Source organism: Allobosea sp. (assembly GCF_051860145.1).
Classification (GTDB): Bacteria; Pseudomonadota; Alphaproteobacteria; order Rhizobiales; family Beijerinckiaceae; genus Allobosea.
Map to the genome: position 1 here is coordinate 19,209 of NZ_JBHYEM010000010.1, position 24,190 is coordinate 43,398.

Genomic DNA, 24,190 nt, shown 5'->3' on the forward strand with positions numbered 1-24,190 from the left:
GAGCACATGGCGCGCGCCGTGCGCGTCATGTGCTGACGACGAGCTTGTCCAGGCCGAAGAAGCGATCCACGAGCAACAGGATCACGATGGCTGCGGCAAGCTGGACCGTGCTGAGCGCCGCGATGGACGGATCGAACTGCTGCTCGACATAGGCCAGCATCACCACCGGCAGCGTGTTGGTGGTGGGGCTGCCGAAGAAGAAGGAGAGGGGGAGGTTGTCGAACGAGGCCAGGAAGGAGAACAGCGCTCCGGCGGCGATGGCCGGGCGCAGCAGCGGCAGGACAACGTGCCACAGCGTCGCGAGCCGCGAGGCGCCGAGGATCTCCGCCGCTTCTTCCAGGCTCGGCGGCAGCGTGCGGTAGACCGAGGCGGTGATCCGGATCACATAGGGCAGGCACACGCAGGTATGCGCCACGAGGAGCGCCGCCAGCGACAGGCCGAGCCCGATCCGCGACAGGAAGAAGAGCGAGGCGAAGCCCAGGACGATCATCGGCATCGACAGCGGCGAAAGCAGGAAGGCCATCATCGCATGGGCGGCGGCATGGTTGCTGCGCGCCAGCGCCAGGCTTGCCGGCACGCCCAGCAGGCATGACAGCAGCGTGGCGCCGATGGCGACCTGAAGGCTGGTGCGCAGGCCCTGCATGAAGGGCTCGTACTCGACGATGCGCGCGAACCAGCGCAGCGACAGGCCGGGCATCGGGAACGCCACGAAACCCGCCGAGGTGAAGGACAGCGCCACGACCACCAGGATGGGCGCGAGCATGAAGACCGTGAAGACGGCGACCATCGCCCTCAGCGCCCAGATGACGGGATCCCGGCGCCCGCTCATGTCGCCGCTCCACGGCCTACCAGCCGCAATTGCAGGAAGAGGCAGGCCAGCGCCATCGCGAGCAGCACCGTGCTCATCGCGCCGACCATGCCGAAATCGCGCGTGGTGTTGAACTGCTGATAGATGAGCAGGGGCAAGGTCTGGAGCCCCCCGCCGAGCAGCAGAAGCGTGACGAAGCTGCCATTGGCGACCATGAAGACGAGGATGCAGCCGGTGACGATGCCGTCGGTCGAGAGCGGCAGCGTCACCTCCCGGAAGGAACGCCAGCGGCTGGCGCCGAGGAGTTCGGCCGATTCCTCCAGCCGCCGGTCGATGCCCTGCAGCACCGGAGCGATGGACAGCACCATGAAGGGCAGGAGCACATGCACGAGCGCCGCGATCGTGATGCTCAGGCTGCCGGTAAAGCGGATGGGCGTGTCGACGAACCCGAGCCAATCGACCAGCGCCAGGTTCACCACGCCGCGGCGGGCGAACAGCACCTGCCACCCGAATGTGCGCATGATGATGGAGGTGAGCAGCGGCGCGATCAGCGTGAATATGATGAAGCCGCGCCAGCGACCGGCATGGCGCACCAGGTAATAGGTGATCGGATAGCCCGCGACGACACAGATGGCTGTCACGCCGGCCGACAGCGCCAGGGTCTCGGTGATGGCGCGCAGATAGAAGCTGTCGCCGAAGAGACGCGCATAGCGCTCGAGCGTGAAACCGCCCGCCTCCGTCTCCACGCTTCGCCAGATCGTGTCGAAGAGCGGAGCCAGGAAGAAGCCGGCGAGGAAGAGCCCCGCCGGCGCGAGCGACAGCCATCGGCGCATCAGCGGCGGATCTCGCGGTTCCAGCGATCGACCCAGGATGCGCGCTTCTCGGCGATCTGCTCATAGGGCGGGAAGGCCGCCTGTTGCCAGGGCGTGATGCGCTCGGCGAGTTCGGGCGGATAGACCACCTTGCTGTTGGTCACCCCGTAGTTGAGCTTCTTGGCGAAGGCGAGCTGCGCCTCGGCGCTGAGCATGATGTCGAGATAGGGCCAGACATCCTCGCTTGCGTTCTTGGGCTTCTGGATGGCGATGGCGTTGATCGACCCGCCTTCCGATGGATTGAGGAAGCCGGCGAATTTCGCGCCGCTGTCGAACCAGGCCCATGTCCGCCCGTCGAAATAGACGCCGAGGTCGACATCGCCGGTCGAGAGCCCGTTCTCGAAGTCGGTGGGGCTGTTCCAGAAGGAAACGTTCTTGCCCATCTTCTTCACCGCATCGAAGAAGGGGTCGACATTGTCGACGCTGCCGCCCAGCGCCTTGGCCATGGCCCAGATCAGCATGATCGGGGTGACCGCGTAGCCGATGCCCGGCAGCGAGGCCTGCCATTCGCCCTTGGCGGTGCGGTCGACGAATTCGGCGAAGGATTTCGGCGGCTGCTTGACCCGATCGCGGTGGAAGGTGAAGCCGGCCACGCCATAGTCGAACAGAACGCCGTGCCCGCCGAGCGGATCGATGAACTGCGCCGGGGTATCGACCAGGTTCGGCGTCTTCTCGACCGTGAACTTGTCCATCAGCCCCTTCTTCACCGCGGCGATGGCGAGATCGGGGATGGTGACCATGGCGTCGATCGGCGGCTTGCCGGGATTGGCCTCGATCTGGGCCAGCCATTGCGGCGGGCTGCCGATCAGGACATTGGCCTTGTTGCCGGTCTTCAGCTCGTAGGGCTGCGCGAAGCAGGATTTCACCGCTTCCTCCCAGATGCCGCCCAGGGCGGTCACCGTGATGCTCTTGCCTTGAGCGCGCGCGCCTTGCGGCATCACGGCCGAAAGGCCGAACGAGCCGAGACCGGCCCCCACTCCAAGCACACCGCGCCTTGTCCAGTTGTTCATGGTCGATCCCCTGTGGTTTGAGCCTCTGCGGGCGTCAATTGGATGATCTGCTCTGCAAATAGGCGCCGAGCCGCGGCCAGAGAAGCCTCGTCTGCAGCGCTTGCCGGAAATCCCGCCGGCAATTCCGCCAGCACCGCGGCGTAAAGGCTGCGCCGCGCCGGCTGTCGCTCCGCATGCGGTCTGGCGGCCAGAATGGCGGAAAATCGGTCGAGGGATGCCGGGTCGAAGACGGCGTGCCAGCGCCGGCGCTCCGGCCCGTCAGAGTCGGCGACTGCCCGCCTCGTACGGCACGCCTCGGTCGCGGCATGGTCGATCTCGCCGCCGGTCATCACGACGCCGTAGTCACGCCTTGCCGCCTCCGTCGAGACGAGCCCCTGTCGGACATCGCGCAGCACCAGCGCCGGGGCGCGCTCGAACGGATCGCCATAGCCGCCGGCTCCCGCGGTAAGAAGCTGGACCACGTCGCCGGCCTTCAGTTCGAGCATGTCGATCCGGCGCAGATGCTCCGGCGCCTCGCCGTGGCGCCGCACGTTGAGCTCGGCGGGCACGCCCGAGGCGCCGCCCGCCATGCCCCAGGGACGGAACACGGCGCGCTCCATGCCGCGTGCCAGCACCATGCTCGCATGGGTGCCGATCCGGAACGTGAGGTCGAGACCACAGCCGCCGCGCCATTGTCCGGCCCCGCCGGAATCGGGGCGCAACGCATAACGCTCGATCTCGACCGACAGCTCGGCCTCGACCGTCTCCACGGGATTGTTCGCAAGGTTGGAGATGCTGGGGTCGCGCCCGTCGGTGCCGTCCTGCCCGAAGCGCGCGCCGGTACCGCCGGTCATCGGCTCGACGACCTGAACGTTGCGGCCGCCATGCCCGTCCGGCTCCGCGACGACGACGGGCACGATCATGCCGCTGTTCGCCGCGGTCATGACCTTCGGGGCAGCCTGGCCTAGTGCCCCGTTCAGCACGTCGTTGACGCGCACGCAGGCCGCGTGGCGCACGCCGACCGCCGCAGGGCGCATCGGGTTCACGACCGTACCCTCGGGGGCGATCATGGCGATGGGACGCTGAAGCCCGGCATTGAGCGGCACGGTCGGATCAAGCGTCGCGACCAGCGCCATGACGCGCAGGGTGAGCCAGGGATGGACCAGCCCGGCGCTCGGGATGTTCATCGCCGCAGCCAGTTGCGGATCGGTTCCGGTAAAATCGATCTCGATGCCGCCACCGGCAAGAGTGACGCTGACCGCGAGGCGCACCGGCAGGTCGGATACGACATCGCTGTCGAGATAGTCGGCGAAGCGCCAGCTTCCCTCCGGAAGCGAGGCAAGCACGGCCCGCGCCCGCAGCTCGACATAGTCGCACAGGTCGCTTTGCGCCGTCAGGAAAGCATCGACTCCGTGCTGGGCGATGACACGCTCGACGCGCTTGCGACCAACGTCGAGAGCGGCCAGCATCGCGCGGATATCGCCCATATTGGCGTCCGGCGTGCGAGTATTGGCGCGAAACAGCAGCTCGATATCGGCATTGATCTCGCCGCGCTTCACCAGCTTCAGCGGCGGAATCTGCAGGCCTTCCTGATAGATCTCGCTGTTCGTCGGCGAGATGCTGCTCGGCACCCGGCCGCCGACATCCGAGCAGTGCACGAAGGCCCAGGCATAGGCGACGATCCGGCCGTCGTGGAAGCAGGGGGCGATGACGTGCAAGTCGGGCAGGTGGGTGGCGAGGCCCTGCGAGCGATAGGGATCGTTGGTCAGGATGACGTCGCCGGGCTCCAGCGGCCCGGCCGCGCGGATCGTCGGCAGGCAGTCCAGCCCCACGAAGCCTGACACGCCGATCGAGCGCGGATAGGCGAAGAAGCGCCCATCGAGACCCGCCAGCGCACAACAGAAGTCGGCGGTCTCCTTCACATAGAGGGTGCGCCCGACACGCTGCAGCGTGATGCACATTTCCTCCGTGGCGGCAGCGAGCTTGTTGCCGAGGATCTCGAGGGTGACCGGATCGAGCTTCATGACGGTACCCGGGTGAGGCGGAGATTGCCGAGGGCGTCGACCGCCGCCGTCCAGCCGGCGAGCACCGGCGTGGTGGTGTCGGACTGCTCGATGATGGCGGGGCCGGCGATGCGCTGGCCGGCCATCAGCTCGTCCCGCGCGAAGACGCTGGCCTCCACCCAGTCCTCGCCGAGGAATGCCCGCCGGTGGGACCGCGGAACCGGCGCCTCGCTCCGGGCTGCGAGCGGCGGCAACAGGATGGGATCGGTCTCGCCGATGATGGCGAGGCGCGCCGTGCCGCAATCGATGGCCGCGGCGGTGTCGCGGAAGCCGTATAGCTGCTCGTGGGCGCGGTGGAAGGCTTCGGCCGTGGCTTCCGGCGTCAGGGCGACATCGTCGAGCGGCACGCGCAGCTCATAGGCCTGGCCGATATAGCGCATGTCGGCCGCACGGCGGAACGTCACCGCGCGGGCCATGCGGCCCTCGCCGGCGAGCCAGTCGCGCGCCTCTTCCTCCATGGCGTGGAGGCGACGGTCGAGCAGCGCGACGCCCGCGGCATCGAGGCGCCGGCGCAGGCTGCGCGCGAAGTCGCGCCGCAGATCCGCGGCTGCGGCGCCGAGCGCGCAAAAGGTCGCGGCCGCCCGCGGCACCAGGATCTCGCCGATACCGGCCTCCGCCGCGAGAAGATTGGCGTGGGTCGGGCCGGCGCCGCCGAACGGCATCAGTGAGAAATCCGCCGGGTCGAGGCCGCGGCTCGCCATGATCTTGAACATCTCCGTCACCATCCCGGCCGTGGCGACCCGCAGCGCGCCCCAGGCGGCGCGCTCGGCCGCATCCGGGCCGGTCAGGCCGAGGCCTTCGGCGATCATCGCCAGAGCCGCCCGCGCCGCCTGCCGATCCAGCTTGAGGCGGCCGCCGAGGAACTGCGCCGGATCGATCAGTCCGGTGACGAGATAGCAGTCGGTGACGGTCGGGCGCGTGCCGCCATGGCCATAGGCCACCGGGCCCGGATCGGCCCCGGCGCTCTCCGGCCCGACCTTGAGCACACCATGGGCATCGACGCTGAGGATCGAGCCGCCGCCGGCCCCGATCGCGCTGACCGCCACCACCGGAAGGACCAGCGGCAAGCCGCCGATCTCGGTGCGGGTGGCGAATTCGGGCTGGCCCTCCGCTGCGATGGCGATGTCGCTGCTCGTCCCGCCCATGTCGAAGGTGATGATGCGTGCGGTGCCGGACTGCTCGGCAAGGCGGGTCGCCGCCATCACGCCGGAGGCCGGGCCGGACAATAGCGTTTCGACCGGGCGGGCGCGGGCCGAACCAAGGCTCAGCGAGCCGCCATTCGAGGCCGTGACGAAGATCGGGGCTCGGACGCCCTGCGCCGAAATGCGCTCTTCCAGCCGGTCGAAATAGCGCTGCATCAGCGGCTGGATCGAGGCGTTCATGCAGGCGACGAGCGTGCGCTCGTATTCGCGGATCTCCGGCCAGATCGCGGCCGCCGCCGAAACCGGAATGCCGGGGAGGCGGGCCGCCAGAGCCTCCGCGATCGGCGCCTCCACGGCGGGGTCGGCATAGCCGTTGATCAGCATCAGCGCGACGGCATGGGGATCGAGCGCACGCAAGGCGGCCGCCACCCGATCGTACTCGGCGGCATCGGGAAGCCGCGTCGGCTCACCCGCCGCATTCAGTCGCGCCGCGATCTCCACGACCTGCGCACGCGGCACCAGCGGCGTTTCCTTGCGGGCGTGGAAATTCAACGAGGACGGCATCCGGCTGCGGCCGATTTCCAGCACGTCGCGAAAGCCCTCCGTCACCACCAGGGCGACGCGGGCTCCCTTGCGCTGGATCACGGCATTGAGGCCGATCGTGGTGCCGTGCATCAGAAGCGCCACATCGCCCGCCGAGAGCTCCGCCTTGGCGAGGAGAATAGCAAGACCCTCCGCGACGGCTCGCGAGGGATCGTCGGGCGTGCTCGGCTGCTTGTGGTGGACGAGACGCGAGGCCACGGGTTCGAACAGGACGAAATCGGTGAACGTGCCGCCGACATCGATGCCGATGCGTGCCGCCGTCGGTGCCGGATTGGTTTCTGCGCCGCTCACTGATCGTCCTCGACGATGATGCCGTCCCCGACACGCCAGCCGACGGTGACCGCAGCGCCGCGCGCGAGAGCCCGTTCGGACGGCCCGTCCTTCGGCTGCCGATAGGCATAGAGCGTTCCACCCAGTGCCGGCGCGTCGAGCTCATAGGCGACGACACTGCCGCGGAAGGCGATGTTGCGGACCGTGGCGGCAAATCGGTTGGGCAAGCTCTCCGCCTCGCTGCCGAGATGCATCCGCTCAGGCCGCACCGATACGGTTGCCCGCGCTGCCGCGACCGGGCCGGGCAAGGCGACGACTGCGCCGGTATCGAGATGCAGCTTGCCCCCCTCGGCCTTGCCGGCCAGGAGATTGGACGTGCCGAGGAAGGTCGCCACGAACCGCGTGGCGGGCTGGTTGTAGATCCGGTCGGGAGCGCCTTCCTGAACGATCCGCCCACTTCGCATCACGGCGACCCGATCGCTCATGGAGAGCGCTTCCTCCTGGTCGTGGGTGACGATCAGGCTGGTGATGGCGAAGCGGTTCTGGAGGGCTCGCAGCTCGAACTGCATGCTCTCGCGCAGGTTCTTGTCGAGCGCGCCGAGGGGCTCGTCGAGCAGCAGGATCCGCGGGTTGGTGATGAGGGAGCGCGCCAGCGCCACGCGCTGCTGCTGACCGCCGGAAAGCTGCGCCGGAAAGCGGGCCTCCATGCCCGCGAGCTGGACCATGTCGAGCATGCGGCGCACCTGCGCCTCGCGATCGGCGCGCTGGACGGACTGCATCCTTAGGCCGAAAGCGATGTTCTCGGCGACGGTCATATGGGGAAAGAGGCTGTAGTTCTGGAAGACCATGCCGAGGCGACGCTGCGCCGGCCTGAGCCGCGTCACATCCTCGCCGCCGATCAGCACCTTGCCGGCATCCGGCGTCTCGAAGCCTGCAACCATGCGCAGCGTGGTCGTCTTGCCGCATCCCGAGGGACCCAGCAGGGCGAGCATCTCGCCGCCCTTGACCGTCAGGTCGAGAGGATGAACCGCGACGGTCTGGCCGAAGCGGCGGCTGGCACCGACAAGCTCCAGCGAGACGCGCCTCTCACTCGTGTTCCCCGCGTTCGACAGTAGAGCCTCCGGTCATCCAGGATACCTTTCGGGAAGCCTATCCCGGCCAGTTGACGCGGTGCAATATATTTCATTCTATAAACATATTAGCTCCACGATATGGAGTGTTGCGCAGCAATGACGTTCTCTTCCGGTGCCGAATTGAAGAATAAATCTCCTGACTCCGTTCCGGGTAGCCAGGCGATACGGCGCGCTTTCCAGGTCTTGCGCAGCGTCGCCGAGGCCGATCGGGGGCGGCGGCTGGCGGATCTCGCCTCCGATCTCGGCCTGCCGGTTCCGACCACCCACCGCATCCTCCAGGCCTTGATGCGCGAGGGCATGGTCGAACAGGTCCCGGGTGGCCGGAGTTACCGGCTCGGCAACGGCTTTGTTCAGATCGCCGACGCGTCGCGGCGAACCAGCCTGCAGGAGCGACTGGGACCCGTCCTGCGCGCGACCGCGGAGAGCCTCGGCTGCAGTGTCTTCCTGTCCGTGAGGCTCGGCGCGGAAATGCTCTGCATCGAGCGCGCGACGGGTCGGCAACCGATTCAGATCGTGCCCTATGATGTGGGGGAACGGCGTCCTCTCGGCATCGGCGCGGCAGGCATCGCTCTCCTGGCGCAAGAGCCGGCCCAGCGGGCGCGAACCATCATGAAGCGTCACGCGGCCGCCTATGCGCGCCACAACCTGACCGTCGAGGACATCGACCGGATGGTCACGGCCTGCCGCGATTGCGGCTACAGCTACAATCCCGGCCATTTCATCGAGGGCGTCGCAGGTCTCGGAATTGTCATCCGGGACCCGCTGACCCAGACGATTGCGGCCGTGAATGTAGCGATTCTGGCCCCCAGGCTCGCTCACGCCGCCGATCGGGAGGCGCTTGCGGCACGCCTGATCCGCGAGGTGTCGGCAGCGCTCAATCAATAGGCCGCGGTATGAGAATTTCGTTCCACGGCCTTGGTGTAAATAGAAAAATCATGATCACGGCCTGTCCCTATGCCTCAGCGCATCGATGATGACCTTGAACGCGGGAAGGTTCTGGCGGCGGCTGGGATAGTAGAGGAAATAGCCGTCGAAGAAGGGCGACCAATCGTCGAGAACCTGTACCAGTTCGCCCGACGCGATCTGCCGCTCCACGATGTTCTCGGGCACATAGGCGATGCCGTAGCCGTTCACGGCCGCATCGATCATGGCGTAGGAATTGTTGAAGGCCAGTTGGCCGTTCACTCGGACACGCAGTTCCTGCCCGTCCTTCTCAAACTCCCATGCGTAAAGCCCGCCGGCGGTTTCGTGACGCATGTTGATGCAGACGTGCCGGACCAGCTCCTGCGGGTGTTCAGGTACGCCGTGCGCAATGAAATATTTCGGTGAGGCGACAGCCACCAGGCGCCAGTCCGGGCCGATCCGAACCGCGATCATGTCCTTCTCGACGCTCTCGCCGAGCCGGACGCCGGCATCGAAGCCCTCCTCGACGATGTTGCGGAACGTGCTGTCCAGGATCAGTTCGACGCTGATGTCGGGATAGGCGCTGAGGACCGCCTTCAGCTTCGGCCAGACCACGCTTTCGAGCGCGTGATCCGATAGCGTCAGCCTGATGGAGCCAGAGGGCTTGTCACGGAGCGCCGTCAGCGCCGCGATCTCATCCTCGATCTCCGCGATGCGCGGGGTGATGGTCTGCAGCAGCCGTTCGCCCGCGGTCGTCGTCGCGACGTTGCGTGTGGTGCGGGTCAGGAGCCGTATGCCCATGCGGGCTTCGAGCTGCTTGATCGTGTGACTGAGCGTCGATTGCGCCACGCCGAGCTTTGCCGCCGCCCTGGTGAAGCTGCGCTCTTCGGCGACGGCCTGAAACCATGTCAGTTGGTTGAGGTCGGTTCTGGCCATGATGGTCCTTCGCCTGTCATCTTCGGCAGATTATTCGATCCAATCGATAAGTGAATACCGATTTCAACGGGTAATTGGTTTATGCCAAAGGCACTAGCTTTGGCACTGCAACAATTCATGCAGGAGCCAAGCGAATGGTGATGGCCACCCCATCAGACGTAGGACGCAAACCCGCGGCCTGGGGCGCCGTCCTCTCGATGGCGCTGTGCGTGGCGCTGCTGATCGCCTCGGAATTCATGCCGGTCAGCCTGCTGACGCCCATGGCCGAAGGGCTGCGCGCAACCGAGGGGCAGACCGGACAGGCAATTTCGATCAGCGGGCTCTTCGCGGTGGCCGCCAGCATGATCATCACCACTGCGGCTGGAACGCTGAACCGTAAATGGGTTCTGGTCGCGATGACGGCCGTCATGCTGTTGTCACTGGTCCTGGTCGCTGCGGCCCCGAATTTCGGCGTGCTGATGCTCGGCCGCGCCTTGCTGGGCATCTGCGTCGGCGGCTTCTGGGCTTTGGCGACCGCCGTCATCATGCGGCTGGTCCCTGGAAGCGACGTGCCGCGTGCGCTCGCCCTGATGTATGGCGGGCAGGCCATCGCGGCGGCCTTCGCCGCGCCGATCGGCAGCTATCTGGGCGGCATGTTCGGCTGGCGCGCGGTGTTCTGGGCGCTGACGCCCATCGTCGCCGTCAACCTCGTCTGGCATATGGTTGCGCTACCCTCGCTGCCGGCGCGCCAGCGGCAGGATTTCCGGACCATGTTCGGTCTTCTGAAGCGTCCGTACTTTCTGCGCGGCCTTGCAGCCTCGATGCTGTCCTGGGGCTCGGCCTTCACCATGTTCACCTATCTGCGTCCGTTTCTGGAGCAGGTGACGGATGCGGACGTGACCACGCTCTCGCTCCTGCTGCTCGTGCTGGGTTGCGCCGGCTTCGTCGGCACATGGGCGTCCGGCCGCTTCCTGAGCGGCAGCGTCGCGCCTCTGCTGAGACTGCCCGCGCTGCTGATGGGCGGCTGCACGCTCGGGCTCCTGCTGCTGGGCGGCTCGGCGGTCGCGGCGGGCCTGTTCCTCGCGCTCTGGGGGGCGATGAATACCACGATGTCGGTGATCTGGATGACCTGGATGTCGCAGAATGCGGGCGACGCGCCGGAAGCCGCCGGCAGCCTGATGGTCGCGGCGATCCAGGCGTCGATCCTGCTCGGTGCCGTGGTCGGTGGGATGCTGCTCGACGGCATGACGATCTCCGCGACCTTCATCGGCAGCGTGGTTCTGGCCGGCATCGCAACCGCGCTGATCGGCAATGGTCGGCATCTCCTGAAGCCTGAATGACCGGCAGGACCACTCTCAATCCCGCCCCAAGCTTGCAGGAGATCACAGATGCCGACGAACAGCCCTGACACGACCACCGGGCAGGCCCCGGCCCGCGACGTCGACCGCTGACGCGTGGCGGAAGGGTCGACGGGCCGAGATCTGGGCTCGCCGCGGTCTCTCCGCCCCATCACGCGCCTTGCAATATATGGAGGTCGAGATGACGAGCAGATCAGCGCCGCTTTCACGTCGCACGCTGCTGGCGGCCGCCGCTGGCCTCGCGCTGCCCTCTTTGGTCAGCGCGCAGCCGAACACAGCCCCGGATCGGACGAGAGCCGCCATGCGCCTCAGATTTGTCTTCGCGGACCAGGATTTCACGGCGACGCTGGAGGACAATCCCTCCGCGCGGGATCTGGTCTCCATGTCGCCGCTCGCGCTGACGATCAGCGACTACTCGACCAACGAGAAGATCGCCTATCTGCCACGCAAGCTCACCGAGGAGGGCAGTGGCAGCTTCGGCGACGAGGCGGTTGGCGATCTTTGCTACTACGCGCCCTGGGGCAATCTCGCGATGTTTCACCGCCCGTACCGCTGGTCCCGCGGCCTGATCCGGCTCGGACGTCTGGACCAGGGGCCTGCGCCGCTGCTGGTGCGCGGCGAGCATTCGCTGCGCGTCGAAGTCCTTTCATCCTTTTGACCGGCTGGCGAGCTGCCGTTGGAATGCTCCGCGGTCCTTTGTCGAGAATCCTGCGGAATGCCGGGTGAGTGAGCCAAGGCGCCACTGACCCGACCAATGCCGTGACTTGCAGGTTTTCTTCGAAGCCAACGCGAGTGAGATGGCGTGGACGCTATCGACTTTGGCGCATGGCAAACCCTGCACAGCGAAGGTCCGAGCTTGCCAGTCGAGCCGTGTGCCGGCAATCTCAGCCCGGCTAGAGCGGGATGCGAAAAAGTAGGAACCGGTTTTTCGCATCGATCCTGCTCTAACGTAGTGATGCGAGACGGATTCAGAGTTGGAACCGCAAAGCGGTTCCAACTGAAGTCATCCGGCTCTAAGACGCTCAGCGGGTGTATGCCGGAGTATTCTCTCGCCGGGCAGTAGGACATGGGAAGTCCAGAAACATGATCATCGACGATAAGAATGCCGAGGCCGGCAAGATGGACGAGATCGCTCTGCTCGGGCGTGGGCCGGGGCTCGACCGCCGGTCGTTTCTGGTCGGCTCGGTCGCCGGTCTCGGCGCGCTGGGGCTGGGTGGTTGCGCGACATCCGACGGCATGAGCCTCGCCGAGGCGGCCAAGGTCTACGGGCCGGTGCCCGAGGAGAAATTCCCGATCCCGGCGGTCGATGTCAGCAAGGTCGACCCGAAATATTTCCGCCGGACAGTTCGCTACGAGACCAAGGAAGCGCCCGGCACGATCATCGTCGATCCCGGCAATTACTACGTCTACCGCGTCGAGGACGACGGATCCGCCACCCGCTATGGTGCCAATGTCGGCCGCGACGGCTTCCGCTGGAGCGGTGCTGCCTATGTCGGGCGCAAGTCCGAATGGGCGACCTGGACACCGCCCAAGGAGATGATCAAGCGCCAGCCCGAGGCGGCCAAATACGCCCGCGGCATGCCCGGCGGCCTCGACAACCCGCTCGGCGCCCGCACGCTCCATCTCTACCAGAACGGCGCCTACACGCTCTACACGATCTACGCGTCCCTCGACGCAGAATCGATCGGCTCGGGCATCACGAGCGGCTGTGTCGGCCTGCTCACGCAGGACATGATGCACCTGTACTCACGAACGCCAGTGAAGACGAAGGTGGTCGTCCTTCCGGCATAGCAATGCTCAGTCTCCGGTTCAGGGGCGTGCGCGACTGTCAGTTCATGGCGATCTGCCGTGCGAGATTGGCGAGATAGCTGCATTCATCGGCGGATTCATTGTTCCACCACATGGCGCAGAGATTGTGGGCCGGGATCGGTGGATCAGCGTCCAGCACGCGCAGCGCGAGCTTCTCGCCCGATAGATGGATCATCTCGCGCGGGATCATCGCTGCGCCGGTGCCGGCGCTGGCGAGGCGTGCGATCACGGTCAGCGGGTTGCAGGTGTTGAGCCGGCGCGGCTTCAGTCCGCGTGCCCCGAACCACATCTGGATCGTCGTGAACAGGCCGGACGGCGGGCCGTTCGTGAAGACCGGCAGGTCGACCAGGTTCTCCGGCGTCGCCACGTTTCCGGCGAAGGGCAGGCCTTCGCCAATCACCCAGACGAGGTCGATCAGCCAGAGTGGGGCGATCGTGATCCCGTCATGCGCGCGCGGCTGGGAGAGGAAGGCGACGTCGATCGAGCGGTCGAGCAGCAGCTGTTCGAGCTTGGTGCTGAAGTCGACGGTGACGTCGACCTGCAACTCGGCATGGCGGCGGGCGAGGGCGGCGAGCAGATCGGGTAATATGGCAGCGGCGAAGGAATCGGCAGCGCCGATGCGCAGCAGGCTTCTGCCGCGCAAGCCGTCCTTGCTATGGCGCTGCACCTGCTCGGCATGGGCCAGCATCCGCTCGACATCGGCATAGATCGCATTGCCGAGCGTCGTCGGCACCGGCCGGTAGAGCGAACGGTCGAAGAGTTCGCCCCCCAGGATGCGCTCGAGCTCCTTGATGCGCAGGCTGACCGTCGGCTGCGACAGGTTGAGATGCAGGGCGGCGGCGCGGAAGCCGCCCAATCGGGCCACCCAGTAGAACGCCTCGGCCTGACCAAAGGTATAGCGCATCGCTCAAGATGATAGCGAAAGACAATCAAGCGGCAATGACTTCTTATTTTTATTCGCCGTCCCGGCGATCTACCTTTCCCTCGTTCGGCGCGGCGCCGGCCTCCGGCGCCGCCAAGGCATTGCCATAAATGAGGGGGACTCCGATGCTGACCGTGCCGACAAATCGCCGTGCGTTTCTCGCAGCTGCCGCAGGCGGCGCCCTTGGTGGCCTCTTGCCCGCGAGCCTGCTCCATGCCCAGCCGAACAATGGCAAGACCCTGACCATCGTCCTGCCGAGCAATCCGATCACCATCGATCCGATAAACCAGCTCAATCACGATGCCATGGTCCTCGGCCAGACCGTCTTCGAGAACCTGGTCGAGTACGATGTCGACGGCGTGCTGAAGCCGCAGCTCGCCAGGGCCCTGCCGGTGATCTCGGCCGACAAGAAGACCTACACCTTCGAGCTGCGCGACGATGTCACCTTCCACAACGGCAAGAAGATGTCGGCGGAGGATGTGAAATACTCCTTCGACTACCTGCTCGATCCCGCCAACAAGGCGGCGCGCCGCTCGCTCTTCACCCGCATCACCAAGGTCACGGTGCTGGATCCGCTCAAGGTCCAGTTCGAGCTGTCGGAGCCCTATGGCCCCTGGCTCTATTTCCTGACCAAATACATGGGCATCTACCCGGCCGGCTCGCGCAAGGAGCATGGCGACGACTATTTCAAGTCGCGCCCCGCCGGCGTCGGCACCGGCTTCGGCGTCTTCGAGGAGTGGAAGCCGAACGACTATATCAGTTTCAGGAAGAACCCGAACTACTGGCGCAAGGGCCTGCCGCATTGGGACCGGCTCGTCGTCAAGATGATTCCGGAGGACGCGACCCGCGTCGCCTATCTGCTGACCGGCCAGGTCGACCTGATCAGCGCGCCGCCGCCGCGCGAGTTCAACCGGCTGAAGACCATGCCCGGGATCACCGGCGCCTCGCGCCCGACGCTGGGCGGCGCGCTGCTGATGTACACCAATAATCTCAAGCCGCCCTTCGACGACGTGAACTTCCGCAAGGCGGTCTCCTGCGCGATCGACCGCAAGACCATCGGCGAGAAGGTCTATTATGGGCTGCTCGACCCCTCGGCGGTGCCGGCACCGGCACGCGGCTGGTGGTTCAACGCCGAGGCCGACAAGGAGCTCGGCTTCGACCTCGACAAGGCGAAGGCGCTGCTGGCCAAGTCGAAATACGCGACTGGCGCCGAGTTCGACCTCAGCATCCAGGCGGAGCCCTATCTGCTCGACACCAAGGACGCGGCGATCTTTTTACAGGCGCAGCTCGCCAAGATCGGCATCAAGGTCAATCTCAAGGTCTATGAGTTCTCGGTGCTGATCCAGCAGGCGATCCGCGGCGAGCACCAGGCGGCGTTGCAGGTCTTTATGTCGCCCGGCGAGCCGAGCTACATCATGCAGGTCTGCCTGACGCCGGAGCAGGTGCTCTCCAAGAGCACGGGCTATAACAATCCCGAGTTCAACCAGACCCTCGCGACCGCCTTCGCCGAGACCGAGGAAATCAGGCTCAAGGAGGCCTATGGCAAGCTGCAGGCGCTCGCCGCCCGCGACGCGCCGCTCGGCGTGCTCGGCTATGTCCACGCCTCCAATCTCTGGCGGCAGGCGCTCCAGGATGTGAAGGTCAACCAGGGCCTGACCATCGCGCCCGGTGAGATCAAGGTCTGAGAGAACGGACCCACCATGCTCCGCCTCGTCGCAGGCCGCATCGTCTCCTCGATCGGCACGCTGCTCTTCGTCGGCCTCGCGCTCTTCGCGCTGACGCGCTCGGGTCCGGGCTCTCCGGCCCGGATCGTGCTCGGGGCCGATGCGACGAGCGATCAGATCGCGCAGTTCGAGCAGGCGCACGGCCTCGACCGGCCCTTCCTCTCGCAATACGCCACCTGGCTCGGCGATGTGGCGCGCGGGGATTTCGGCAAGTCCTTCGTCACCGGTCGCGATGTCGCGACCGAGATCGCCAACGCCCTGCCGGTGACGCTGTCGATCGTGCTCTTCGCCTTCGCCATCGCGCTCGTCTGCGGCATCGGCATCGGTGTCCTGGCCGCGCTCAAGCCGGGTGGGACCTTCGACCGGGTCAGCCGCTTCGCCGCGGTGCTCGGCCTGTCGATTCCGGCCTTCTGGCTCGGCATCGTCTTGATCCGCTTCCTTGCGGTCGATCTGCGCTGGCTCCCCCCTGGCGGCTATTTTCCGCTTTCGGCCGGGCTGTCGCTGCACCTGCAGAGCATCCTGATGCCCTCGCTCTCACTTGCAGTTTACTACATCGCCGTGCTCGCACGAATGACGCAGGCGAGCCTGCAGGAGACCTTGCGCGGCGACTATGTCCGCACCGCCCGCGCCATGGGCCTCTCGTCCCGCCAGGTGGTGTTCTACGCGCTGGTCAACGCGCTGCCGCCGGTGGTCAATCTCGCGGCGCTCTCCTTCGGCTACATGTTCGGTTGGGCGCTGATCATCGAGCAGGTCTTCAACATCCCCGGCCTGTCGCGCGCGCTTTTGAACGCGATCTCGCAGCGCGATTTCCTGCTGTTGCAGGGCATCGTCTTCCTGTTCACTGCGATCTTCGTCTTCGCCAATCTCGGCGCCGATCTGCTCAACCGCGTGCTCGATCCGCGCCAGAGGGCGACGGCATGAGCGGCCTGCGCAAAGCCCTGCGCGGTCTCGACTGGAGCGGCTGGCTCGGGGCCGGCATCGTCGGGCTGATCGTGCTCGCTGCGATCTTCGCGCCGCTGATCGCGCCCTATGATCCGCTCGCGCTCAACATCGAGGACAGGCTCGCGGCGCCCGATGCCAGGCACTGGCTCGGCACCGACCAGGGTGGCCGCGATGTGCTCAGCCGCATCCTGTTTGGCGCGCGCGCCTCGCTCTCGGTCGGCATCGGCGCGGTTCTGATCGGTGCGCTGATCGGCGTCTCGGCAGGCGTCTACGCTGCCTACAAGGGCGGGCTCGGCGAGCAGATCGTGATGCGCATCGTCGACGGCGTCGCCTCGATCCCGCTGCTGGTCTGGGCGATCGCGATCGTCGGTATCCTCGGCGTCGGGCCGCTGCCGCTCGGCCCGCTGCTGCTGCCCAACGAGGTCAAGATCGTCGTCCTCGTCGGCTGCCTGTTCTCGCCGGTCTTCGCCCGCGTCACCTATGCCGTGGCCAAGCGCATCACCGGGGCCGACTATGTCCGCGCCCGCTTCCTGCAGGGCGCCTCGCACTGGCAGATCGTCATTGGCGACGTGCTGCCCAACTGCCTGTCGCCGATCATCGTGCAGGGCACGCTGCTGGTCGCGATCGGCATCGTCATCGAGGCCTCGATCAGCTTTGTCGGGCTCGGCGTGCAGCCGCCGCAGCCGAGCTGGGGCACGATGCTCTCCGACGCCCGCAGCGCGATCTATTCCGGCGAGTGGTGGCTGCCGGTCTTCCCGGGCCTCGCCATCTCGCTGACCGTGATCGGCTTCAACCTGCTGGGCGATGCGATCCGCGAGCTGTTCGATCCGCGCAGCGAAGCCAGGACGCTGGTCGCATGAGCTCCGTCCTGCTCAGCGTCGAGGGCCTGCGCGTCGGCTTCCGCTCGGCTAATGGCGGCATGATCGAGGCCGTCCGCGGCGTCGATTTCAGTGTCGCACCGGGCGAGGCCGTCGGCATCGTCGGCGAATCCGGCTCGGGCAAGAGCCTCACGATGCTCGCCGTGATGCGCCTGCTCGGCGCGCCGGCGCGCGTAACCGGCGGCCGCGTGATCTTCGACGGCGAGGATCTGCTCGCGGCCGATGAAAAGCGCATGCGGGCGCTGCGCGGGCGTGACATCGCCATGGTCTTCCAGGACCCGCAGAGCTCGCTCAATCCGGCGCTGACCATCGGCCGCCAGATCACCGACGTGGTGCGGGCGCATCGGCGCGTTTCGACAGGGGAAGCGCGCCGTATCGCGGCCGAGTCGCTGGAGCGCGTCGGCATCCGCGACGCCGGCAGGCGCCTCGCCTCCTATCCGCATGAATTCTCCGGCGGCATGCGCCAGCGCGCGTTGATCGCCATGGCGATCGCCTGCCGGCCGCGCCTCCTGATCGCCGACGAGCCGACCACCGCGCTGGACGTCACCGTGCAGGCGCAAATCGTCGACCTGATCGCCGAACTGCGCCGCGAGCTCGGCCTCGCCGTGGTCTTCATCTCGCACAATCTCCAGCTCGTCGCCGAGATCGTCGACCGCGTCGTCGTGATGTATGGCGGCAAGGTCGTCGAGGCCGGACCGGTCGAGGCGATCGAGCGCGCGGCCCGCCACCCCTATACCAGTCTGCTGAAAGCCTGCGTGCCGAGCCTGACTGGCCCGGTCGGCCCGCTCACCGCGATCGAGGGCGCGCCGCCGCGGCTCGGCCGCCTGCCACCCGGCTGCCCGTTCTCGCCGCGCTGCCCCGATGCCATCGAGCCCTGCGCCAGCGAGATGCCGGCGCTCATCGCCGAGGCAGGGCATCGCGTCGCCTGCTGGAGGCCGCGATGACCGGCCCGATCCTCTCGCTGCGCGGCGTCGCCAAATCCTTCCCGCAAGGTGGTCTGCTCGACCGTCTGCTCGGTCGCGACAGACGGCTCGTCGCACTCGACGATGTCAGCCTCGACGTCATGCGCGGCGATGTCGTCGGCATCGTCGGGGAGAGCGGCTCCGGCAAGTCGACACTCGCCGGCCTCGCGGTCGGGCTGGCGCAGCCGACCTCCGGCGAGGTCCTGCTCGACGGCGCGCCGATGTCGGAGCTGATGCGCGACCATGCCGGGTCGTGGCGTCGGCGCGTGCAGATGGTTTTTCAGGATTCGAGTAGCGCGCTGAACCCGCGCAAGAGCGTCGATCGCTGCCTCGGTGAGACTCTGGCGCTGCGCGGCGTGCCGAGGATGCAGCGCGAGAGCGAGATCGCCGAACTGCTGACGCTGGTCGGGCTCGGTCCCGAGATCGGGCCGCGCCTGCCGCACGAGCTTTCCGGCGGCCAGCGCCAGCGTATCGGCCTGGCGCGCGCGCTGGCGATGAAGCCGGAGGTGCTGATCGCCGACGAGCCGGTCTCGGCGCTCGACGTCTCCCTGCAGGCGCAGGTGATCAACCTGTTGTCGCGGCTGACCCGCGAGCTCGGCCTGACGCTCCTCTTCATCAGCCATGACCTGGCGCTGGTACGTACGCTGTGCAGCCGCATCGTCGTGATGCGCAAGGGCGCGATCGTCGAAGAGGGGCCGTGTCTCGAGGTGCTCGACCGGCCGCAGCACCCCTACACCCAAGCTCTCATCGCCGCCGTGCCGAAGGGCCTTGCCGGCCGGCGCACGAAGCTGCCCGTCCGAGCCGTTGACAGCGCGGCGGTTCCAGAAACTCGGGAAGACATCCATGGCGCAGCATAGCTACCGGATCGGCATCGACATCGGCGGCACCTTCACCGATGTCGTGATCGCGCGCGACGATGGGCTGATCGAGACCCGCAAGGTGCCCTCGACGCCGGACGATTACAGCCGCGGCATCGCGCAGGCGCTGAAGGCGCTGGTCGAGGACTACCAGACCACGCCCGACCGGATCACCGGCATCGTCCATGCGACCACCGTCGCGACCAACGCCATCCTCGAATACAAGGGCGCCCGTACTGGCCTCCTGACCACCGAGGGCTTCCGCGACGTGCTCGAGATGCGCCGCCTGCGCATCCCGGTGCTCTACGACCTGCAATACGACAAGCCAAAGCCGCTGGCGGCGCGGCATCTGCGGCTGGAGGCGCGCGAGCGGCTCGGTCCCGACGGCTCGGTGCGCATGCCGCTGTCGCGGGAGGATGTCGTCGCAGCGGCGCAGCGCTTCCGCGAGGAGGGCGTCGAGGCGGTCGCGATCAGCTTCCTGCACGCCTATGCCAATCCGCAGCACGAGATCGAGGCCGAGACCATCCTGCGCGCCGAGCTGGGGGAGGGCGTCTATATCTGCCGTGGCTCGGAAATTCTGCCGGAGATCCGCGAATACGAGCGCACCTCGACCGTGGTGGTGAACGCCTATATCGGCCCGGTCGTGCGCAACTACGCCAGCGCGCTGACGGCGCGGCTCGCCTCGATCGGCGTCGCCTGCCAGGTCGAGATGATGCATTCCGGCGGCGGCATCATGCGGTTGGGCTCGGCGGTGAAGCGCGCGGCGTCGCTGGTCGAATCCGGCCCGGCCGCCGGCGTCATCGCCTGCGCGCGGCTGGTTTCGGGGAGCGACGAACCCAGCATCATCTCCTTCGACATGGGCGGCACCACCGCCAAGGCGGCGCTGATCGAGCATGGCGAGCCGGCACGAACCACCGAATACGAGGTCGGGGCCGGCATCAATCTGTCGAGCAAGCTGGTCAAGGGCGGCGGCTATCCGATCAAGATGCCGTTCATCGACGTCTCCGAGATCGGGGCGGGTGGTGGCAGCATCGTCGCCATCGACAGGATGAACCAGGTCTCGGTCGGCCCGCAGAGCGCCGGCGCCTGGCCCGGTCCGGTCTGCTATGGGCTTGGCGGCAAGCAGGCGACGCTGACCGACGCCTTCCTGACGCTCGGCTACATCAACGACATCGCGCTCGCCGGCGGCAGCTTCCCGCTCAAGGCCGATGCCGGCCGCGCCGCGTTGAACGATCAGGTCGCGCGCCCGCTCGGCCTAGACCTGACACAGACGGCCCGCGGCGTGCTGACGCTCGCGGTCACGACGATGACGCGGGCGGTCAAGGCGGTCTCGACCTATCGCGGCCGCGATCCGCGCCAGGCGACCTTGGTCGCCTTCGGCGGCAATGGCCCGGTGGTCGCGGCCGAGGTTGCGAGCGCGCTCGGCATCCGCCGCGTCATCGTCCCGCGCGCCGCCGGCGTCTTCAGCGCGCTCGGCCTGCTGCGCTCGGATGTCGAGCAGGAATTTGTGCGGCCGTCGCGGCGCCGTGCTGGCGAGCTCGACGATGCCGCCCTGGAGCAGCTCTTCGCCGAGCTCGATGGCGACGCTCGCCGCATTCTCGCACTCGAAGGCTATGATCTCCGGCAGGCCGAGTTCCGCTATGCCGCCGATCTTCGCTATGTCGGCCAGGCCTATGAACTGACCGTGCCGGCCAAGCGCTTCGACATCGCCGAGCTCGCCGAGCTGTTCCATCGCGAGCACGAGCGCACCTATGGCCATCGCTCGCAGAAGGACGCGGTCCATCTCGTCAACGCCCGCCTGACGGTGCGCCTGCCGCTTGTCGCGCCGCGCCAGCAATTCGCAGGCGAAGCGCCGATGCGCCGGGCCGACCGACCGGTCTCGTTCTCTGCCAGTGGTTCTTCGGCCTCGATCGCGGTGATCGGCCGGGCCGATCTCGATGGTGCCGCCCGGCGCGGCCCCTTCGTCATCGAGGAATATGACTGCACCTGCGTCATCGGCCCCGGCCAGAGCGCAAGACTCGACGAGGCCGGCAATATCGACATCGCCCTGGAGGCCGCATGAGCATGCGCGAGATCGACCCGATCACGCTGGAGGTGATCCGCAACGCGTTGGCCTCGACGGCCGACGAGATGGCGCTGATCGTGATGCGCTCGGCCTATTCGCCGGTGGTGCGCGACATCATGGATTACTCGACTGCACTCTGCGACGCGAAAGGCCGGGTGATCGCGCAGGGGCTGACCCTGCCGATCCAGCTTTGCTCCTTCCCGCGCATCATGGGCTTCGTCCGCGAGCGCTATGGCGACGGGCTCAAAGCCGGCGACGTCCTGATCGCGAACGACCCTTATGGCTCGGGCGGCCAGCATCTGCCCGACATCTATATCCTCAAGCCGATCTTCGTCGCGGACCGCCTCTCGGGCTTTGCCGCGACGGTCGCGCATCACACCGATCTCGGCGGCATCGTCCCCGGCTCGGTCGCGATCTACGCCACCGAGATCCAGCAGGAAGGCCTGCGCATCCCGCTTCTCAAGCTCTACGACGCCGGCGAGCCGGTCGAAGCCGTCTTCCGCATCCTCGAGGCGAACACCCGTTCCCCGGTCGAGGTCCTCGGCGACATCCGCGCCCAGATCGCCGCCTGCAATGTCGCCGAGGAGGGGCTGAAGACGCTGATCGGCCGCTATGGGGCGAACGAGCTCGACGCCTATATCGACGCGCTGCACGACCATGCCGAGGCGATGATGCGCGACGTGATCCGCGCCTTGCCGAACGGCGTCTATCGCGCCACCGACTATATCGACGGCGTCGGCGAGAACCCGGAGCCGCTGCCGATCGTCGCGACCGTCACCGTCGCCGACGACACGATCGACATCGATTTCACCGGCACCGCCGACCAGGTCGCGGCCTCGATCAACTGCCCGATCTCGCTGCCGGAATCGGCCTCCTTCTGCGCGATCCGCTGCCTGTCGCAGCAGGACATTCCCAATTGCGAAGGCTATCTGCGGCCGATCACGGTCAGGGCGCCTGAGGGCTGCCTGGTCAATCCGCGCTATCCGGCGGCCTGCGGCGCGCGCGGCGTCGTCGGCTATCGCGTTTTCGACGCGATCATGCAGGCACTGGCGCAGATCGTGCCGGAGCGTGCCATCGGCGGCTCGGAGGGCGGGCCCTATTTGCTCGCCGCGGGCGGCACGCATGAGGGGCGGCCCTTCGTGCTCAACGAGATGGTGGTCGGCACCTGGGGCGCCCGCGCCGGCAAGGATGGCATCGAAGGCATCTCCAACCCCGCCGCCAACCTCTCCAACCAGCCGGTCGAGATGATCGAGGCCGACATGCCGGTCGAGGTACTGCGTTACGGCCTCGTGCCCGATAGCGGCGGGCCAGGCGAGTTCCGCGGAGGACTTTCCTTCATCCGCGAGTTCCGCTTCCTGGCGCCGACCCGCTTCGTGCTGCGTGGCGACCGGCGCGATCATCCGCCTTTCGGTTTTGAAGGCGGCAGCCCTGGCGCGCCCTCCGCTCACATCCTCATCCGCGCCGACGGGTCGGAGCGGGACTTGCCGACCATGCCGATGGAGAGTTTCGCGGCTCGCACCGGCGACGTCTTCCGTCTCGTCGGGGCAGGCGGCGGCGGGTATGGGGATGCGCTGAAGCGCGATCCGTTCCGTGTCGAGGACGATCTGCGCGAAGGCAAGGTCACGGTGGCGGGCGCAGCGCGCGATTACGGCGTGGTCTTCTCTGCCGATGGCGTGACCGTCGATCAGGCTGCGACGACCCGCCGGCGCGCCGAGCTTGTGGGAGCAAGGGCATGAGCAACGCCCTGTTCGGAGCGGCTGCGCTCAATCAAAGGCTCGTCGGCGAGCCGGGTAGTCGGGCGCGACTGGAGACACCGGCCGCGGTACTCGATCTCGACATGTTCGAGCACAACATAGCGCTCTTGGCGGAGACTTGCCGGAAGGCTGGGCTGCATGTCCGGCCGCATGCGAAATCGCACAAATGCGCCGAGATCGCACGCCGGCAGATCGCAGCCGGGGCGCTCGGCAACTGCTGCGCCAAGCCGGGCGAGTTGCTGGCACTGTTCGAGGGCGGCGTCCGCGACCTCTTGCTCAGCGCGCCGATCGCGAGCCCTGTAAAGATCGACGCCCTGGCGCGCGCTGCGGCGGCTGGTGGGCGCATCGGCGTCGTCGTCGACCGGGCCGGTCTCGCGGCCGCCTATGCCGAGGCGGCGCAGCGGCACGGCACGGCCTTCGACGTGCTGGTCGATCTCGATGTCGGGCTGAAGCGCAGCGGCGTCGCGACCCCGGCCGAGGCGGTCGCGCTGGCCAAACTCGTCTCGGGATTGGCAGGCCTGCGCTATCGCGGTGTCCAGGCCTATCAGGGCCGCGTCCAGCATATCGATGATTTCGCCACGCGCCGCGCCGCCAACCAGGAGATGGGCCGGCTGTTGGCGTCGATGCTCGATGCCTTGCGCGAGGCCGGGCTGGCGCCGCAGATCGTCTCGGGCGGCGGCACCGGCAGCCACCTGCTCGACGGCGAGGATCGCCTGCTGACCGAGATCCAGGCCGGCTCCTACGTCTTCATGGACGAAGCCTATAACAGCGTCGACATGCACGGCCGTGGCGGCCCGGAGTTTCGCCCGGCGCTGCGTATCGCCGTCACCGTGATCGGCCACAGCTCGCTCGGCTTTGCGATCACCGACGGCGGCAGCAAGAGCTTCGCGCTCGATGGCCCGCCGCCGCGTGTCTTCCTGGACGGCGAGTTGGTGGGGCGGATCGAATGGTGCGGCGACGAGTTCGGCCGCATCCTCCCTGCGGAAGGGCAGGGCGCGCTGCCGATCGGCACAATCGTCGAATGCACGGTCCCGCATTGCGACCCGACGATCAACCTGCACGATGTGCTCCACGTCGTGCGCAACGCCGATCTCGTGGCGCTCTGGCCGGTCGAGGCTCGCGGACGCGCCGACTGAGATTTAGCGCGAGCGGGCTCCACTAAAGTCAACGTATTCGCAACGATGAGGACGTAGACAGGGGAGATGATGAGGCGACCGCTGT

General features: G+C 67.2%; 20 protein-coding genes. 12 read left to right on the forward strand and 8 right to left on the reverse strand.

Features of this window, described 5'->3' with window-relative positions:
• Positions 1–25 precede the first annotated feature (25 nt).
• From ACTIF2_RS16980 to ACTIF2_RS17005, 6 genes are read right to left on the reverse strand one after another with little or no spacing between them, the layout of a single operon-like run.
• Positions 26–829 (reverse strand): ABC transporter permease, encoded by an 804-nt coding sequence (locus tag ACTIF2_RS16980; protein ID WP_439498278.1) that lies wholly within the window; start codon positions 827–829, stop codon positions 26–28.
• Positions 826–1,641, reverse strand: coding sequence for an ABC transporter permease (locus ACTIF2_RS16985; protein ID WP_439498279.1), 816 nt, complete (start codon positions 1,639–1,641; stop codon positions 826–828). The genes ACTIF2_RS16980 and ACTIF2_RS16985 overlap by 4 nt, the downstream gene beginning before the upstream one ends.
• A complete protein-coding gene (locus ACTIF2_RS16990; protein WP_439498280.1) occupies positions 1,641–2,690 on the reverse strand; it encodes an extracellular solute-binding protein in 1,050 nt (349 codons plus the stop codon). Before ACTIF2_RS16990 ends, ACTIF2_RS16985 begins: the two co-directional genes overlap by 1 nt.
• Positions 2,687–4,693, reverse strand: coding sequence for a hydantoinase B/oxoprolinase family protein (locus tag ACTIF2_RS16995; protein WP_439498281.1), 2,007 nt, complete (start codon positions 4,691–4,693; stop codon positions 2,687–2,689). The genes ACTIF2_RS16990 and ACTIF2_RS16995 overlap by 4 nt, the downstream gene beginning before the upstream one ends.
• Positions 4,690–6,768 (reverse strand): hydantoinase/oxoprolinase family protein, encoded by a 2,079-nt coding sequence (locus ACTIF2_RS17000; RefSeq protein ID WP_439498282.1) that lies wholly within the window; start codon positions 6,766–6,768, stop codon positions 4,690–4,692. The genes ACTIF2_RS16995 and ACTIF2_RS17000 overlap by 4 nt, the downstream gene beginning before the upstream one ends.
• The gene (locus ACTIF2_RS17005) at positions 6,765–7,859 is read right to left on the reverse strand and encodes an ABC transporter ATP-binding protein (RefSeq protein ID WP_439498414.1); all 1,095 of its coding nucleotides are present in this window, start codon (positions 7,857–7,859) and stop codon (positions 6,765–6,767) included. The genes ACTIF2_RS17000 and ACTIF2_RS17005 overlap by 4 nt, the downstream gene beginning before the upstream one ends.
• A 117-nt stretch (positions 7,860–7,976) precedes the next feature.
• Here ACTIF2_RS17005 and ACTIF2_RS17010 point away from each other — a divergent pair, with 117 nt between their 5' ends.
• Positions 7,977–8,765, forward strand: coding sequence for an IclR family transcriptional regulator (locus ACTIF2_RS17010; protein WP_439498283.1), 789 nt, complete (start codon positions 7,977–7,979; stop codon positions 8,763–8,765).
• Positions 8,766–8,819: 54 nt separating this feature from the next.
• Here the strand turns inward: ACTIF2_RS17010 and ACTIF2_RS17015 are convergent, their stop codons facing one another.
• Positions 8,820–9,719, reverse strand: coding sequence for a LysR family transcriptional regulator (locus ACTIF2_RS17015; RefSeq protein WP_439498284.1), 900 nt, complete (start codon positions 9,717–9,719; stop codon positions 8,820–8,822).
• 140 nt (positions 9,720–9,859) lie between these two features.
• On the opposite strand from ACTIF2_RS17015, the gene ACTIF2_RS17020 reads away from it, so the two are divergent.
• The 3 genes from ACTIF2_RS17020 to ACTIF2_RS17030 all read left to right on the forward strand — a co-directional run bounded on the left by ACTIF2_RS17020 (position 9,860) and on the right by ACTIF2_RS17030 (position 12,847).
• Positions 9,860–11,038: an MFS transporter gene (locus ACTIF2_RS17020; RefSeq protein ID WP_439498285.1), complete on the forward strand. Its 1,179-nt coding sequence runs from the start codon at positions 9,860–9,862 to the stop codon at positions 11,036–11,038.
• Between the two features lie 199 nt (positions 11,039–11,237).
• Positions 11,238–11,714 (forward strand): cyclophilin-like fold protein, encoded by a 477-nt coding sequence (locus tag ACTIF2_RS17025; RefSeq protein WP_439498415.1) that lies wholly within the window; start codon positions 11,238–11,240, stop codon positions 11,712–11,714.
• Between the two features lie 425 nt (positions 11,715–12,139).
• Positions 12,140–12,847, forward strand: a complete 708-nt coding sequence (locus tag ACTIF2_RS17030; protein WP_439498286.1) for a L,D-transpeptidase — start codon at positions 12,140–12,142, stop codon at positions 12,845–12,847.
• 37 nt (positions 12,848–12,884) lie between these two features.
• Here ACTIF2_RS17030 and ACTIF2_RS17035 read toward each other — a convergent pair whose 3' ends face one another.
• The gene (locus ACTIF2_RS17035; RefSeq protein ID WP_439498287.1) at positions 12,885–13,769 is read right to left on the reverse strand and encodes a LysR family transcriptional regulator; all 885 of its coding nucleotides are present in this window, start codon (positions 13,767–13,769) and stop codon (positions 12,885–12,887) included.
• 212 nt (positions 13,770–13,981) lie between these two features.
• On the opposite strand from ACTIF2_RS17035, the gene ACTIF2_RS17040 reads away from it, so the two are divergent.
• From ACTIF2_RS17040 to ACTIF2_RS17075, 8 genes are read left to right on the forward strand one after another with little or no spacing between them, the layout of a single operon-like run.
• A complete protein-coding gene (locus ACTIF2_RS17040) occupies positions 13,982–15,472 on the forward strand; it encodes an ABC transporter substrate-binding protein (protein ID WP_439498288.1) in 1,491 nt (496 codons plus the stop codon).
• A 15-nt stretch (positions 15,473–15,487) separates the two neighbouring features.
• The gene (locus tag ACTIF2_RS17045) at positions 15,488–16,432 is read left to right on the forward strand and encodes an ABC transporter permease (protein WP_439498289.1); all 945 of its coding nucleotides are present in this window, start codon (positions 15,488–15,490) and stop codon (positions 16,430–16,432) included.
• Entirely contained in the window at positions 16,429–17,313 is an 885-nt protein-coding gene (locus tag ACTIF2_RS17050) for an ABC transporter permease (protein ID WP_439498290.1), read from the forward strand. Before ACTIF2_RS17045 ends, ACTIF2_RS17050 begins: the two co-directional genes overlap by 4 nt.
• Positions 17,310–18,275, forward strand: a complete 966-nt coding sequence (locus ACTIF2_RS17055) for an ABC transporter ATP-binding protein (protein WP_439498291.1) — start codon at positions 17,310–17,312, stop codon at positions 18,273–18,275. Before ACTIF2_RS17050 ends, ACTIF2_RS17055 begins: the two co-directional genes overlap by 4 nt.
• Complete coding sequence (locus ACTIF2_RS17060) at positions 18,272–19,150, forward strand: ATP-binding cassette domain-containing protein (RefSeq protein WP_439498292.1); 879 nt, start codon at positions 18,272–18,274, stop codon at positions 19,148–19,150. The genes ACTIF2_RS17055 and ACTIF2_RS17060 overlap by 4 nt, the downstream gene beginning before the upstream one ends.
• Complete coding sequence (locus tag ACTIF2_RS17065) at positions 19,137–21,212, forward strand: hydantoinase/oxoprolinase family protein (RefSeq protein WP_439498293.1); 2,076 nt, start codon at positions 19,137–19,139, stop codon at positions 21,210–21,212. Before ACTIF2_RS17060 ends, ACTIF2_RS17065 begins: the two co-directional genes overlap by 14 nt.
• Positions 21,209–22,951, forward strand: coding sequence for a hydantoinase B/oxoprolinase family protein (locus ACTIF2_RS17070; protein ID WP_439498294.1), 1,743 nt, complete (start codon positions 21,209–21,211; stop codon positions 22,949–22,951). Before ACTIF2_RS17065 ends, ACTIF2_RS17070 begins: the two co-directional genes overlap by 4 nt.
• A complete protein-coding gene (locus tag ACTIF2_RS17075) occupies positions 22,948–24,105 on the forward strand; it encodes a DSD1 family PLP-dependent enzyme (protein ID WP_439498295.1) in 1,158 nt (385 codons plus the stop codon). Before ACTIF2_RS17070 ends, ACTIF2_RS17075 begins: the two co-directional genes overlap by 4 nt.
• Positions 24,106–24,190: the final 85 nt, after the last annotated feature.